This is a genomic window from Mycobacterium sp. NGS39, assembly GCF_059812765.1.
Window position 1 is genome coordinate 1 of record NZ_JCALDH010000017.1, and the last position, 14416, is coordinate 14416.

The window sequence follows — 14416 nt, forward strand, 5'->3', positions numbered from 1 at the left end:
TCGCACCCAGTCCGAAGCCGCCTAACAAACCGCCGCCGATGCTTCCTGCCGTCGTGGCCAACGTTTCGCCGGCTGGCGCGCCGTTGTAGATATCGTCGAGCGCCAACCCGATCGAGATGAGGTCGCCCGCTGTCCCCAGCCGCTTACCTTTTCATGACCTCGATATCGGCAGGATCGGAAATTTGGAGATTGTGCCGTCCGAAGCTCTCCGCGGCAGCGGCCCGTTCCAAGCCCTCACCTGCCGGGCCGGCGAGCGTGCCGGCACCCTTCGCCAGTTGCTGCCATGTGATCCCCCGAGATAGTTGACCCACCGCTGATACCGCACCCCTCGGCGACATGCCTTGTCGCTCCAGTTCTTGGAGCACTTTCCGGGTGGCCATGATCTTGGCCTGTTGTTCGGAACTGTCGAGTAACCACGTCGCCTCGTCTGGTGTCCTACCGCGAACATTCATCTCCGGAAAGCCGCGTTCCAGGTTTCGTTGCCAGTCCAGGCGCATCTTCGCCCGAGTGAAGGCATCTTGACCGAGGATGGGATCCACCGCTGTGGGTTGGCCGCGCCGAACGACGTTGAAGTCCTCGAGACGTTCTCCGGCAAGCAGTCGTGATGTCCCATTGGCGTTGGGATCGTTGACGGTCGCATAGTCACGCAGCCGAGCCCCGGCGTCGCGCACGTCCTGGGTATCTGGACCTCCTCTGCTGACCAAAGCCTGATCCGCTGCTCGCTGCGTCTGGTCGTACGTTTGCGCGGCGGCTTGAGCGTCTTCCCAAGGGGTGCGGTTGCCGTCGGCGTCGAGTCCGTCGAGGATCCCGGGATCGTAGCCATCAAGACCGCGAAACTGGTTCATGCCATTGCACAGGGCAGTGGAATAGGTATCGCGGATGGCCTGAACCTTACGTAATGCGTCGGTCGTCACCCGGATGGCATTGTCACGCTGGATCTCGATGTCACTCGATGACGCGGCGCTGGCCAGAATGGCGGCGATCTGAGCGTCGATTCCTAACAGCAGTCCATTGAGGTTTCCGATAACCGGTTTGGCGGATTGCTGCGCCTCCGCCAATGCCGCAGCGATTCCTTCCAGGTCGACGCCGATGTCCGTCAATTGCTGCAGATGCAGGTCCAACTGCTGTGTGGCGCGCTGAACCTCGGCTGAATCATTGATCTGATACCGACCGGGATCGCGATCCCATGCCGCGTCGAACCGGCGTTTCGCTGCGGCGAAGTCGTTCGATGTCTCTTCGGTGCTCCAGCCGGCCTTGTAGAACGCTTCCGCGAGCGCCGCGATCTGCCCCGGTTCGCCCTTTTGCAGAGATTCGTTTACCCGCCATGGGTCACCACCCGAGCCACTGACCAGTTCATCGACAGATAAGTACCTCAGCGCGGGCGGTCCCTCCGCATGGCCCACGGTCAGCTGATGCCGTGGCGCAGGGCTGCGACGGCTCCGGTATTGCCTCCTTCAGCTCTGGCGAAATCGTGTCCGGCTGCCTGTGCCTTCGCGCCGATGTCCGTCAACAATTGGTTGTGCCGACGCATCAGCGAGACGTGCTTGGAGTGATGCGCCTGAATCTTGCGGTGGTATGCCAGCGCCGCGTCGAAGTCACCGAACATGCCCAGGGGGACGGACACTGTCGCGAGTTCATCGGCGCCCAAGGCGATCCGATTCGCGGCGGAATGGGTCGCATTGGCGCCGGCGTGCAGCAGCTCAGGCTCAACCTTCATCGTCGCCCCCTTCATGAGCAGTTGTTTTCATGAACGAGCCTAAGGGCCGATGAGGAGTGCCTCGCGCACCATAAAACACGGTCGCTTGCGCCAAGCGATTGGAACGAGCCCGCGGTCGGCCGGTAAGCTGACCGGCGGTGGCGTGTCCGAGCGGCCTAAGGAGCACGCCTCGAAAGCGTGTGACGGGTAACCCCCGTCCGAGGGTTCAAATCCCTCCGCCACCGCCACAGATTTTCGACATATGGGGACCTGAAGACCACCGCGTCAGTGCGACGGCGGCTTCTTCGTCTGGTGCCTGTTGTTATGCGGCGCTGTAACGGTCTGACTCGTGGCCTGATCGTGTTTGCGGACTGAGCCGACGGGCTTGGTGCGATTGGTCGTCGTCAAGTCAGCGTTCTTGCCGGCGCTGGCGTGGGAGCGCATCACTGGTCGTGCGGCGACAAGAGGCGGTGCCTGTGCAGTGTCGTCGCCCCGGAATGCCTTGTCGCGCTGCGACGTCGGGGTGAAGGCATGGGTGCTAGCCCTGACCGAAAGCGGCGGCTTGATGTTCGCCGCGCTGTTGGTGGTCGCACTCCGTGCCGAGACTGCCGCCGGTGTGATCGGGATGGGTTCGGTGAACGCGCGCTGGACGAAACCGATAGAGTCACTGATCGTCCTGGAGACCGAGGCGCCCACCGCAGACAGCGTTGCCCCGATGTCGCCGGTGTTGCCCAGGGTGGTGAAGAACGCGTCCGCTGCTTGAGTGGCTCCGAGTATCAACCGCTCGGGTGCTTGGAACGTCAATGCCGACGCGATCTCGATCACTCGGACCGCTGCGGCTTCCAACGAGTTGTGCACCGGTGGTGGTGGCATCGTCCCCGGCGGCTGGCGTAGTGCATTGAACAGCCCGGTTCGGGCGGCATTGAGTGCTGGCAGCAGATTCCCCGGGTTCGTGACAGCGGTAGTTCCGACGTCGATGAGTCCGACAACGGCGACCTCGAGGGCGTTCTGTGCACGAGGCAGCACTTTCTCGAGATCGTTGGTGATGATGCCGGTGACCGCGTCGTTGAGCGGCCCGCTCACGGTGGTGTCGCTGAGCGCGGCGGCCTGCAGGAACGGCTCACCGGCCGCGAGCAGCCTCGCCAGGGTCAGCGGAAGGACCGCGAAGTTGGCGGGGACTTGGACAAGGCCCTGGACAATGAACGGGCAAATCAGTGAGCAGTTTTCGACCTGGTTGACCAGGAACTGATTGATCAGCGCGCCCGGCGGCGGAATCGGTTCCGCCGTGACGGCAGCCGAAAGTTCGACGTCCGACCGCGCCATCGGCGAAGCATGAGTTTCCATGGGTAGCGCCGCGGCGGTCACGGCGAGAGCGGTTGCGATTCCGGTGCTGATCCGAACGAGCGCACGGACTGATCTGCGCATGGCCGGCCCCCTAGCTCGACTTGGCCTCCTCTCGTTGCACGACGGCGGCAGGCGATCGGTTCACCGTGGGCTAAATATCGCTCGCCGACTCTGCGTACAGATCGCGAATCTCGTCGGCACGGCGATCTGTACGCAGTCTCGACGACGCGACAGCAGGCCTACTGGGGCGGCGGCTCCACAGGCGGCGGGGCGGGAGGCTCGAGCACGGGAAGATTGATCGGCGGCAGCCCCGGAATCTCCACGACCGCCTGATCCGGCGGCGGAGGCGGCGGCCCTTCCGGCGCCTCCACCGGTGGGCGTTCAGGCGCCCGCTCCACAGGAGGTGGAGCCGGCGCGACCCCGTTGCTGATGTTGATCGTGACGACGGACCCCGGGATCGTCTGACCGCTCGGTGTGGTGCCGACGACCGCGCCGTATGCGGCGTTGCTGTTCACCGGCGTCGGCTGATCGGCCACCTGGAAACCCGCATCCTTCAACCGCTGGCGCGCCGCGTCCAGATTCAATCCCGACACCGGCGGCACTCGTCCGCCCGGCGCGCCGTCAACATACCGGGGATCGGTCGGCGGCAGCTTCACCTCGCCGAAATCGTTGGCAATCGGCTTCATCGCCTCGAACCACGTCCGCGCCGGCTCGCTGCCCCCGTAGAGGTCGCCGCCATAGCACTTGCGCAGCGGAAAGGAACAGATGCCCGACGGCACGTTGGAGTCGTCGAAGATGTACACCGCCGCCGCGTAGTGGTTGGTGAAGCCGACGAATCCCGACGAACGGTGCGACTCGGTGGTGCCGGTCTTGCCGGACATCGGCAGCGTCCAGCCGACGGACCCGGCCGACCCCGCCGCGGTGCCGCCGGGCTGGTCGTCGCGGCTCAGCGCATTGGCGAGCGTGTTGGCCAACCCCTCGGGCACCACCTGCTCGCAGGGCTGAGCGGTCAACGGCACCTCTTTGCCGTGGCGGTCGATGATCTTGTCGATCGGGCTGGGCGGACACCACACCCCGCCCGACGCCAGCGTCGCCGCCACATTGGACAGCTCCAGCGCGTTGAGCTGGAACGGACCCAGCGTGAACGAGCCCATGTTGTGTTCCTTGATGAAGTCGGCCAGGCTCTGGTTGCTCTGCGGGTCATAGGCCCGCGCTGTTCCCGGAGTGGCGTACGACCGCATCCCGAGCCGGACCGCCATGTCGACCGCCCGCGGCACTCCCACCTGCTGAATCAGCTTGGCGAACGCGGTGTTCGGTGAGGTGGCCAACGCCTCGGTCACGTTCATCGAACCGCGGTAGCGCCCGGCGTTGCGCACGCACCAGGTCTCCCGCGGACATCCCGGCGTGTCGCTGCTGCCGAGCCCCTTGGCCTGGAAGAAGCTCGGCACGTCCAGCTGGGTGTTGATCCCCATGCCCATTTCCATTGCGGCCGCAGTGGTGAAGATCTTGTAGATCGACCCGGCGCCGTCGCCGACGAGCGAGAACGGTTGCGGTTGCATGGTCTCGTCCGCGTCGACGTTCAGCCCGTACGTCCGGTTGCTGGCCATCGCCATCACCTGATGCGAATTCTTGCCGGGCCGGATCACGCTCATCACGTTCGCCACCCCGTCGAGCGTCGGGCGTGCGACGTTGTCGACCGCCTGCTTCACCGACGCCTGCACTTTGGGATCCAGCGAGGTGCGGATCAGATAACCGCCGCGCGCCACCTGCTCGCGGCTGATACCGGCCCTGGCCAGGTACTCCAAGACATAGTCACAGAAGAACGCCCGGTCGCCGGCCGCGATGCAGCCACCCGGCAGCTGCTTCGGCCGTGGCAGCACACCTAGCGGCTGGGCCTTGGCCGCACGCAACGCGTCCGCCTGGGCCGGGAAGTTCTGAATCATGGTGTCCAACACCAGGTTTCGACGCTGCAGCGCCCCGTCGGGGTTGAGGTAGGGATCAAGCGTGCTCGTCGACTTCACCATGCCGGCCAGCAGCGCGGCTTGCTGCCAGTTCAGCTGCGAAGCGTTGACCCCGAAGTACGTCTGCGCCGCGTCCTGCACGCCGTACGCGCCGTTGCCGAACGACACCAGATTCAGGTAGCGGGTGAGGATCTCCGGCTTGGACAGCGTCTTGTCCAGCGTCAGCGCCATCCTGATCTCGCGCAGCTTACGGGCCGGGGTGATCTCCACTGCCGCTCGGCGCTCGGCGTCGGTCTGGGCAGTCACCAGCAGCTGATAGTTCTTCACCAACTGCTGCTCGATTGTCGATCCGCCGCGGGCGTCGATGTCGCCCGACAGATACCCGTGCAGACCGGTCAGCGTGCCCTGCCAGTCCACGCCGCTGTGCTCGGGGAACCGCTTGTCTTCGATCGAGACGATGGCCAGCTTCATCGTGTCGGCGATCTGCTCGGTCGGCACCTCGAAGCGGCGCTGGCTGTAAATCCACGCGATCGTGTTGCCGGCCGTGTCGACCATCGTCGACACCTGCGGAATCTCGCCCTCGATCAGCTGCGCCGACCCGCCGGCCACCACGTCGGACGCCCGGTTGGACAGCAGCCCGATACTGCCCGCCAACGGAAACATCACGCCTGCTGCCAGCACGCCGGCCAGCAGACAGCACCACATCAGTTTGACGACCGTCGCAGGGATCGTCGGGCGCTCCCCCATACCCAGACATTATCCGCGACGCAGCACAGGATTCGATGCACGCCGCCGTTTGGCGTGGTCACGCGCCAGCGGCTAGCCCGACGACGGCAGCTGCTGTGCCAGCTCCCAACCCTTCTGCGCCAGCGCGCGATAGCGGTCACGAAACTCCGACGTGCCGGCGCGCGCGTCGGCGGCGTTGCCGTCCAGCCCACGCCGCCACACGCCCGCCACGATCGACGCCAGCCGGAACAACGAGAACACGATGAACACGTCGAGCGAGGCCGGCACCTCGCGGCCGGCATGCCGGCAGTAGCTCTCGACGAACGCCTGCTGAGTCGGAATGCCGGTGCCGGACAGATCCTCACCGGCCACACCATTGCGGCCGCCGTCGTCGGCGGGCAGGTGGTAGGTCAGGCATGTGTAACCGAGGTCCGCCAGCGGATGGCCGATCGTGGCGAGCTCCCAGTCAAGCACCGCGACCACCCGCGGCTGCGTCGGATGAAGCAGCAAGTTGCCCAGCCGGTAGTCGCCGTGGGCAATGCACGCGGGTCCGTCGTCGGAAGGCAGATGCTGCGGCAGCCATCGCGCCAAGTTGTCCATCGCCGGCATCTCTTCGACCCGGGCGGCCTGCCACTGTCTGGTCCACAGCGCCACTTGGCGTTGCATGTAGCCCTGCGGCTTGCCGAAGCCGTCCAGTCCGACGGCGCGCCAATCGACCCGGTGCAGTGCCGCGAGCACCCGCGCCAGATCCTCGTACACCGCCGCGCGATGTTCGGGTGTGCCATCACGCAACACCCGATCCGGGAAGATCCGACCGGCGACGTAGTCCATCACGAAAAACGTTGTGCCGATGAAACTTTCGTCCTGGCACAGCAACCGCATGCGCGGCACCGGCACCTCGGTGTCGGCCAGCGCCGACATGACGCGGTATTCGCGTTCCACCTCATGGGCTCGTGGCAGCAGCTTTCCCGGCGGCTTCTTGCGCAGTACGAAATCGCCCGCAGAGGTGTGCAGGTGATACGTGGGGTTGCTCTGGCCGCCCTGGAACTGCCGAACCTGCACCGCGCCGTCGAAACCCGGCAACCGGGTACGCAGATAGCGTGACAGCGCGGCCTCGTCGAAACGGTGAGCCGGCAGCACAGGAACGAGTTCCGCGGCACCTTCCATTGACAGAAGACCGTAGTCGCACCGTTAAGGTCAAAGGCATGGGCATGCTCGACCGGCTCAAGACCGCGGCTCGGGAGAAGCTGCAACGAGCGGTGGCCGAGGTCGTCACCGAGAAGCTCGACGACGAACGCGCGCACACGCAGCGATCACAGCAAGATGTGATTGCCGAGGTCCTCGCCGCGATCGAGCGCGTCGACCGTCATCTCGACGACGTCGATGACCACCTCGGTGCCGTCGCGGACCGCATCGACGAGGTGATCCGCCGCCAGAACGAACTGGAATTCCGTGCCCGGCGCGACATCTGGTACGCCGAGGATCTGCGGGTGACCGACGAGACCGCCGCGTTGGTGTTCGAGCACATGCCCAAGGCCGCGGTGTTCTGGCATCCACACGACACGCTGCGGTTCGCGCTCAACGAGATCAAGGGCCCCGGCTTGGCGCTCGAGTTCGGCGTGGCCACCGGCACGACGCTCACCATCATCGCCGACACGGTGAGCCGCGACCGTGCAGTGTTCGGCTTCGACAGCTTCGAAGGGCTGCCCGAGACGTGGCGAACCGGCTTCGCCGCAGGCGAATTCGCGCAAGAGCCGCCCAAGCAGATCCCGGGCGCCACCCTGGTGACCGGGCTGTTTGAAGAGTCGCTGCCGCCGTTTCTCGCCGAGCACGACGAACCCGTCGCGTTCCTGCATCTGGATGCCGACCTGTACTCGTCGACCAAGACCGTGCTCGACCTCCTGGGTGACCGGCTTGCCCCCGACGCAGTGCTGCTGTTCGACGAGTACTTCAACTACCCGGGCTGGCAGCAGCACGAATACCGGGCCTTCGCCGAGTTCATCGCCCGCACCGGGCGCACGTTCGAATACCTCGGCTACACCGGCAACAACGAGCAGGTGGTGGTCCGCCTGCACTAGCGAGCGGTCAGCTGCTGAACAGACGCGACCAGTTCTCTCGGCTGATCAACTCCGGCAGCGCTGCCCGGTACTGCTCTTGCACCGTCGGCGCTTGTGCGCGGAATCGCCGCAGTGCCTTGGCCGCCCGCCGGGTGAGCTTCACCATTTTTCGCTTGTCGCGCCGACGGATTCGCACTCCGGCCTGGGAGGCGTCGGTGACGACGACGTGGTCGAACAGCGATGTGTGCCACCACGTGTTGTCGTCGGACGTGACAGCGACCGGGCCGGGGACGGTGCGCCCCAGCCATTGGTACACCGCACGCTTGGCCAGCACCAGGTTCAGCCTGTCCTTGCGTGGCAGGTAGCCGCGCGGGCGCACCCGTGGCACAGCACCGGTGAGTTCGGTGATCTTGGCCGCCGGATGCATTACGGTCTCGGGGTACTCCGAACGCTCCTGGCGGATCCGCGCCAACGCCCCCGCCCCGCCGTCGCGCAGGATCTCCGGTCCGGCAAGGAAGTCTTCGATCCCGCGAATCACCGTGTGCGCCAACCCATATTGCATGGACACCAGATGTTCGGTGATCTCCCGCGCCAGCCATCGCGCGGTGGTCGGCGCGTCGATGTTGCTGTGCAGCGCATAGGTGATCAGCGCGTTGCGCACCTGGAAGTAGCGGGTGAAGTCGTCGCGGTCCTTCCAGTGGAAGTCCGCGTGCCACACGCCGGCGTTGGGCAGTGTGACGGTGGGGAAGCCGTTAGCCAGAGCGCGCAAGCCGTATTCGATGTCGTCCCATTGGAAGAAGAATGGGATCGGAAGGCCGATCGCCGTGATCACCTCCGACGGGATCAGGCACGACCACCAGGCGTTGTACTCGGCGTCCACGCGCTTTTCCTGCTGGTGTTTGACCATGTCGGAAAAGTGCAGCGAGTTCGGCACCCAGCGGCCCGAGCGGATCTTCACCAGGTCCGTCTCTTCGGCGCTGGTGAGCAGCTTTCGCGGATCCTTCAGCAGCAGCATCTGGGCACCCACGCACGTGGGCGTCGGGGTCAGGTTCGCAAAAGCGTTGAGCCGCAACACCGATTCGGGTTCGCATAGGATGTCGTCGTCCATCAGGATGACGTTGGCGTGGTCGGCGATGCTGGACACCTCGTAGAGACCGCGGGTGAACCCGCCTGCGCCACCAAGATTCGGCTGACGCAGATACACCAGCTTGTCGCCGAGCTGCGCGGCGGCGTCGCTGAACAGCGGCCGGCTCGCGACAGCGTCGGTGCCCTGGTCGGTCACATACACCGCGTCGATGCCGGCCAGCAGCGTCTTGTCCCCGGCTATCGTTGCGACCGTGGCCGCGCATTCGTCGGCCCGGTTGAACGTGCAGATCGCAATCGCGGTCGGGCGGATCGACGGCGGAGCGGGCACCGTCCACTCGAGGTCGGTGATGGTCAGCGGCCCGCCGACGGCCGTGCATTCCATCCACAGCGCGCCGCCGTCGAGGTACTCGTTGAGGCGGGCCGACAGCACCGCGGTGCCGGTGCCGGCCACCTCGGTGGCCGCGACCGTCCGAGCGTTGCCGTGCGCATCCGAGGCCCGCAGCAGCAGCCGCGCCGGGCTGGACGTGTCGAACACCAGCTTCAGCTGGACCTCGGTGACGGTGGTCCAGCGCTGGAAGTAGGCGGCGGGCAGCCGCCCGAAGTAGGTGTTGGTGTCGACGGTCGCGCCTTGCTCGAGGTGCAGTGCGTGGCGTTCGCGACGAGCCTTGCCCTTGACCACCTCCGCGTACAGCTCGTCGGGCACCTTTGGGCTGGGGCCGGCGAACAGGCCGCGGGCCACCACCAGCCGCTCGGGTGCGGCGTGTTCGGTCAGCGCCTGCTTGAGCACATCGGTGCCGCCATGACCCGGCGCGCCCCGTTCGCGCTCGCTCATGCTGCTCCTACGTCGTGACGAGGGCCCGTTCTCACGCGGAAGATCCACATGGACCCGCAAGGAGACTAACAAGTCGGCGGCGTCGTCACCCTCCGCGAAACGGCCCCGGGGCGGCCTGAACCGTCGCACCCTGAACCAAACGGCGCTCCGCTTCGTGGCACCGGCAGGGAGTCGGGGTCGGGAGGGACCGTCATGAACACCGCGTCGAGTAATCCAGAGAACCGCTGCCGAGACGCCGGAACGTACGTCGTCGAGCGGGTCGGCCGCCAAGAGTGGCTGGACCGGCCGAGCTACCGGCTCGAACACCTGCTGACTTTTGCGTTTGCGGCGCTGGGCAGATACCGCGAACGGGTCAGCAATGCGTTGCACGGAACCTGGCTCGGGCACCCGCTGCACCCGGCCCTGACGTCGCTGCCGACGGGTGCGATCGCTACCACCGTCGCAATGGACGCGGCCGGTGTGTTGCCCGCGCGCAGGGCCGCTCTGCGTGACGCGTCGAAGTTTGCGCTGGGCGTCGGGATTCTCGGCAGCCTCGGTGCGGCGGCAACCGGGCTGACGGACTGGCAGCACACCCACGAGCAGTCACGCCGCGTCGGCCTGGTGCACGGCGCCGTGAACGTTGTAGCGACCGGCCTGTACGTGCAGTCGTGGTGCGACCGCCGGCGCGGCCGGCATGTCAAGGGCATCCTCGGCACGGGGGTGGGCTACGGGCTCACGATCGCCAGCGCCTACCTCGGCGCCGCGCTGGTGTACGGCGAGGGTATGGGAGTGGACCGCTCCGGTGCCCGATTGACAGTCGACGGATGGCGGCCCGCGTTGCCGTTGGCGGCGCTCGACGGGCAGCCGCGCCGCGTGCTGGTGGACGGGATCGGGGTGGTGCTGTACCGCGACGACGACCGCGTGCTGGCCGTCGGCGAGAGCTGTCCGCACCTCGGTGCGCCGATGGCCGACGGCTGGATCGACCGCGGCGAGATCGTGTGCCCCTGGCACGGCTCGCGATTCGCCTGCCGGTCCGGGGAGGTGCTGCGAGGACCGGCGACCGCGGCGCTGCCCCGTTACCCGACCCGCGTCCGTGACGGCCTGGTGGAAGTGCGCGGCACGGGTCGCGAGGAGACACCGTGAACGCCTACGACGTGCTGTTCGAACACCACGACGTGTTGCGGGCACTGTGCAAGAGAATCTCCGCGACGCCGCCGGGCTCCGCTGACCGGGAGGCCGCCCTCGACGAACTGCTCATGGAGCTCGACATCCACATGCGCATCGAGGACGACCTCTTTTATCCGGCAGTGTCGGCAGCCAGCAGGCTCGTCGCGATCGCGCACGCCGAGCATCGCCAAGTCTGGGACCAGCTGGTGGTGCTGTTGCGTACCGCGCCCTCGGCACCGGGATACGAAGACGAATGGCAGGCATTCGTCAAGGTGCTCGACGCCCACGCCAACGAAGAGGAGCGCGACCTCTGCCCGCCGCCCGTGGACCTGGAACAAGCTTTCCTGGACCGGCTCGGTGACCAGATGGCCGCGCGCATCGGCCAGTTGCGCGAGTCTCGAATCGAGAAGTTGCACGTGAAAGGGCGCTCGGCGCTGTTGCGTGCGTTGTGACTTACCTGGCCCGCAGTTCCACGCAGCATTCCCCGGCACTGGGCGCCAGCACGGCCTCGACGGTGTCCGTCAGCAGCCCGTCGAGCAGGCCGCCGACGAACGCGTGGTTGAGCCCGCACACCAAGTCACGCCAAGTCGGGCGCGTCCGCAGCGAGCGGATGGAACGGGCAGTTGCGCAACCGGACACGGCGGGCGTCGTCTCGGCCGGGGCTCGAAACCGTAAGCCGCCAAAGCTTTTTCGACGATGCCCAGTGCCCGCTCGACCCCCGAGCCGGCCCGGCCGCAGCTGCTCAAATGTCTTCCCAACGCAGTGCACGCTCGATATCTTGGGAGAAGATCCGGTGACCACTGTCTGGACCAGACGTGGAGGCGGCCATGGGCAGTCACGTGGAAGACGCCAAACGGCCCGTCAGCGCGGCTCTGGCCGGACCGTACGGACATCCCTTCCACCCCATCCTCGTCACCGTCCCGATCGGCGCATGGCTGTGCAGTCTGGTGTTCGATGTCGCCTCGCGGATCGTCGACGAGCCGGGGTTTTTAGCTCAGGGCTCGGAATGGCTGATCGGGATCGGCGTGATCGGTGCCCTTGCCGCGGCGGCCGTCGGCTTTCTCGATCTGTTCGCGATCCCGTCCGGCACGCGCGCGTTTCGCACCGCACTGCTGCACATGACGCTGAACCTGCTGATCGTCGCGGCCTACATCGTGAACTTCGCATGGCGCTACGGCCATGAGGCCGGCGGGCCGGTCGCGGTCGGGTTGGTGGCGTTGTCGGCGGTCAGCTTCGCGGTCCTGGGGGTGTCCGGCTTCCTCGGCGGCAAGCTCGCCTACCACTACGGCGTGCGAGTGGCACGCGAGGCCGATCAAGCCGAGGGGTTCGCGTCATGAACTCGCCACAGCAGGAGTCACAGGAAGGACAACCACGATGGGCATCGCTGCACTGATCGCCTGGATCCTGACCGCAGGGGGCGGCTTCTTCATGCTGGCCAAATGGGTCGGCGGCGGGGGCCATCGGCAGCAAGGCAATTCCCGCTTCCCGCCCGCGCTGATCTTCGGGCATTTCCTGCTGGCCGCAGCGGGCCTCGTGCTCTGGATCGTCTATCTCGCCGTGGACAACGATCGGATCGGCTGGGCGGCTGTGGTGGTCGCCGCGGTGGCCGCGCTGCTCGGATTCGTGATGCTCGCGCGGTGGGTGCCGGTGTACCGCGGCCAGCGCACAGCCGTGGGTGCCGGCGACCGTTCGGCCGACGCGGGGCCGGCCGAACGGTCGTTCCCGGTTCCCGTCGTCGTGGGCCACGGCGCCCTTGCCGTCGTGACGGTGATATTGGCGCTGCTAGCCCTGTCCAACAGCTGAAACCGGCGGCAGCTGGGTCAGGCCTCTTCGAGGTACTCCGGGCAGTACGCCTGCGCCGAGTAGACCATGAACGTCTTGATCTGCTTGGCGGTCAGGTCGCTGTTGGCTGCCAGGGACTTGGCGATCTGCTCCGGTGAGCTGCCTTCGTCGAGCGCGGCGCAGACGTTGTGCGCAACCTTGATGACCTGCGCCGGATTGTCGACGGCGATGCCGGCCTGATCGACGGCGTTGACGAATTGGGTGTCCACCGACCCGGCGTTGGCGGTGCCGGCGGCGACGAGCGCGGTCATGCCCAGGGCGGCGGCGCCCATGGTGGTGGCGGCGACGGACTTGGTGATAAGGCGAGAAAACATTGCAGGGACTCCTTCGTGCTGATGTGGGGTTGCTCTTGCGGGCAACTTCAGAATCAGCACCGGCCCTTGGCGGATCCTCAACGAATTCTTGATGCCGCACCAAGTACCCTGCGCACTGGCACATTGAGGAGGAGCACACACCCATGAGCGCGACGAACGACCGTCAGGCGCTGTCGGAGATCGCCGAGCAGTCGGGATGGCAGCGCAGGAGCGTGGAACGCACCGACTTCTACCGGCGCGGCGTCCGCGAGGTGGAGATCTTGTTCACCGAAGACAACCTCAACGGCGCCTCACTGTACGAAGACCTGCATATGCTGACGCACACCCGCGACCGCGCCACCGTCGAAGGCTGGCTGACGCGCGCCCACTAGGGCTCAGACCGCGGCGGCCAGCGCAGCGAGTGTCTCCGCGGAGGTGTACGTCGGCTGCCACCCGAGGTCTTTCTTGGCCTTCGTGGTGTCCATCACCACCGATGTGCGGGCAACGTGCAGCCACTCGAGCGCCGACGGAATGAACGGCAACCGCGAGATCGCGGCCGACGCAGCTGAGGCCGCCGCTGCCGGTACGCGAACTGGCCTGCCGCCCAATGCTTTTGCGACATCGGACACCGTGATCAGCCCGTCCCCGGCGATGTTGTAGGCCCCCGGCGGCGCCGGAACTGTGGCAGCCAGCGCAATAGCGGCGGCCACGTCGTCGTGGTGGACGAGCTGCAGCGGATATCCGGGGTCGGGGATCACGGGCTTGAGCACCGGCACCGCTTTCGCCAGCGCACGCAACGGCCCGGGCAGGCGCCGCAACGGCATCGCGTCGGCCAGCGCGGGCGCCTTCGGGCCGGCGACGATGCACGGCCGCAGGATGAACACCTCCAGCGACGAGCCGGCGGTGATCTCGGCCAGCGCCGCTTCACACGCGGCCTTCTGTTGCGAGTAGTAGTGCTCCGGGGATCCGCGCGGCGGCACGTCCTCGGTGAGCGGCACCGGGTTGTCGGCGTGGTAGCCGTAGGCCGCGACCGACGACGTGTAGACCAGCCGCCGCGGCCTCTGCGCGGCCACGGTGGCCTCGAAGACGTTGCGGGTGCCCGTCAAGTTGATGCGGGCGCTCTCTTCGCGCGAACCCATGATGATGAACGCCAGATGGATCACCACGTCGGCGTCGGCCACCAACCGGTCGACGGCGGCGCGGTCCAGAATGTCGCCCTGCTGGTAGGCGGTCTTGGTCCAGCCCTGAGCGCCGGGATCGAACGGTCGCCGCGCCATGCCGACGATCTTTTCCACCGCGGGTTCGCGTTCCAGCGCGGTGACAGCGGAGATGCCGATCTCGCCGGTAGGCCCGGTGACGGCCACGGTCAGTCCCACCCGACAAAGCTGCCCGCGAGTCAGCGCGCCGAAACATTGACGAGTCAAACGTCACAT

At 66.6% G+C, this 14416-nt stretch carries 14 protein-coding genes and 1 tRNA gene; 7 read left to right on the forward strand and 8 right to left on the reverse strand.

Annotation, left to right across the window (positions count from 1 at the left end):
• Positions 1-143: 143 nt before the first annotated feature.
• Both AC5Y39_RS19980 and AC5Y39_RS19985 read right to left on the reverse strand, forming a co-directional pair.
• On the reverse strand, positions 144-1403 hold the full coding sequence (locus tag AC5Y39_RS19980; protein WP_500021380.1) for a putative alpha/beta hydrolase: 1260 nt from the start codon (positions 1401-1403) through the stop codon (positions 144-146).
• A gap of 2 nt (positions 1404-1405) precedes the next feature.
• On the reverse strand, positions 1406-1717 hold the full coding sequence (locus AC5Y39_RS19985; protein WP_500021378.1) for a DUF2563 family protein: 312 nt from the start codon (positions 1715-1717) through the stop codon (positions 1406-1408).
• 136 nt (positions 1718-1853) lie between these two features.
• Between AC5Y39_RS19985 and AC5Y39_RS19990 the strand changes: the two genes are divergently transcribed.
• Positions 1854-1944: transfer RNA gene (locus AC5Y39_RS19990), tRNA-Ser, on the forward strand.
• Between the two features lie 37 nt (positions 1945-1981).
• Here AC5Y39_RS19990 and AC5Y39_RS19995 read toward each other — a convergent pair.
• From AC5Y39_RS19995 to AC5Y39_RS20005, 3 genes are all read right to left on the reverse strand, one after another.
• Complete coding sequence (locus AC5Y39_RS19995) at positions 1982-3019, reverse strand: hypothetical protein (RefSeq protein ID WP_500021376.1); 1038 nt, start codon at positions 3017-3019, stop codon at positions 1982-1984.
• A gap of 260 nt (positions 3020-3279) precedes the next feature.
• On the reverse strand, positions 3280-5748 hold the full coding sequence (gene ponA2 / locus AC5Y39_RS20000; RefSeq protein WP_500021374.1) for a transglycosylase/D,D-transpeptidase PonA2: 2469 nt from the start codon (positions 5746-5748) through the stop codon (positions 3280-3282).
• A 72-nt stretch (positions 5749-5820) separates the two neighbouring features.
• The gene (locus AC5Y39_RS20005; protein WP_500021372.1) at positions 5821-6894 is read right to left on the reverse strand and encodes a phosphotransferase; all 1074 of its coding nucleotides are present in this window, start codon (positions 6892-6894) and stop codon (positions 5821-5823) included.
• A 44-nt stretch (positions 6895-6938) separates the two neighbouring features.
• Here AC5Y39_RS20005 and AC5Y39_RS20010 point away from each other — a divergent pair, with 44 nt between their 5' ends.
• Positions 6939-7805 (forward strand): class I SAM-dependent methyltransferase, encoded by an 867-nt coding sequence (locus AC5Y39_RS20010; RefSeq protein WP_500021388.1) that lies wholly within the window; start codon positions 6939-6941, stop codon positions 7803-7805.
• A 7-nt stretch (positions 7806-7812) separates the two neighbouring features.
• Here the strand turns inward: AC5Y39_RS20010 and AC5Y39_RS20015 are convergent, their stop codons facing one another.
• Entirely contained in the window at positions 7813-9702 is a 1890-nt protein-coding gene (locus tag AC5Y39_RS20015; protein ID WP_500021370.1) for a glycosyltransferase, read from the reverse strand.
• 192 nt (positions 9703-9894) lie between these two features.
• On the opposite strand from AC5Y39_RS20015, the gene AC5Y39_RS20020 reads away from it, so the two are divergent.
• The 4 genes from AC5Y39_RS20020 to AC5Y39_RS20035 all read left to right on the forward strand — a co-directional run bounded on the left by AC5Y39_RS20020 (position 9895) and on the right by AC5Y39_RS20035 (position 12651).
• Positions 9895-10824: a Rieske (2Fe-2S) protein gene (locus AC5Y39_RS20020; protein ID WP_500021368.1), complete on the forward strand. Its 930-nt coding sequence runs from the start codon at positions 9895-9897 to the stop codon at positions 10822-10824.
• Positions 10821-11300 carry a hemerythrin domain-containing protein gene (locus tag AC5Y39_RS20025; protein WP_500021366.1) on the forward strand — a complete coding sequence of 160 codons (480 nt, stop codon included), beginning with the start codon at positions 10821-10823 and terminating at the stop codon, positions 11298-11300. Before AC5Y39_RS20020 ends, AC5Y39_RS20025 begins: the two co-directional genes overlap by 4 nt.
• Positions 11301-11675: 375 nt before the next feature.
• Positions 11676-12185 (forward strand): DUF2231 domain-containing protein, encoded by a 510-nt coding sequence (locus AC5Y39_RS20030; RefSeq protein WP_500021364.1) that lies wholly within the window; start codon positions 11676-11678, stop codon positions 12183-12185.
• 37 nt (positions 12186-12222) lie between these two features.
• Positions 12223-12651 (forward strand): hypothetical protein, encoded by a 429-nt coding sequence (locus AC5Y39_RS20035; RefSeq protein WP_500021362.1) that lies wholly within the window; start codon positions 12223-12225, stop codon positions 12649-12651.
• A 17-nt stretch (positions 12652-12668) separates the two neighbouring features.
• Here AC5Y39_RS20035 and AC5Y39_RS20040 read toward each other — a convergent pair whose 3' ends face one another.
• Positions 12669-13004, reverse strand: a complete 336-nt coding sequence (locus AC5Y39_RS20040) for a DUF732 domain-containing protein (RefSeq protein ID WP_500021360.1) — start codon at positions 13002-13004, stop codon at positions 12669-12671.
• Positions 13005-13147: 143 nt separating this feature from the next.
• Here AC5Y39_RS20040 and AC5Y39_RS20045 point away from each other — a divergent pair, with 143 nt between their 5' ends.
• A complete protein-coding gene (locus AC5Y39_RS20045) occupies positions 13148-13375 on the forward strand; it encodes a hypothetical protein (RefSeq protein WP_500021358.1) in 228 nt (75 codons plus the stop codon).
• A gap of 3 nt (positions 13376-13378) precedes the next feature.
• Here AC5Y39_RS20045 and AC5Y39_RS20050 read toward each other — a convergent pair whose 3' ends face one another.
• Entirely contained in the window at positions 13379-14359 is a 981-nt protein-coding gene (locus AC5Y39_RS20050) for an NAD-dependent epimerase/dehydratase family protein (RefSeq protein WP_500021356.1), read from the reverse strand.
• Between the last annotated feature and the right edge of the window lie 57 nt (positions 14360-14416).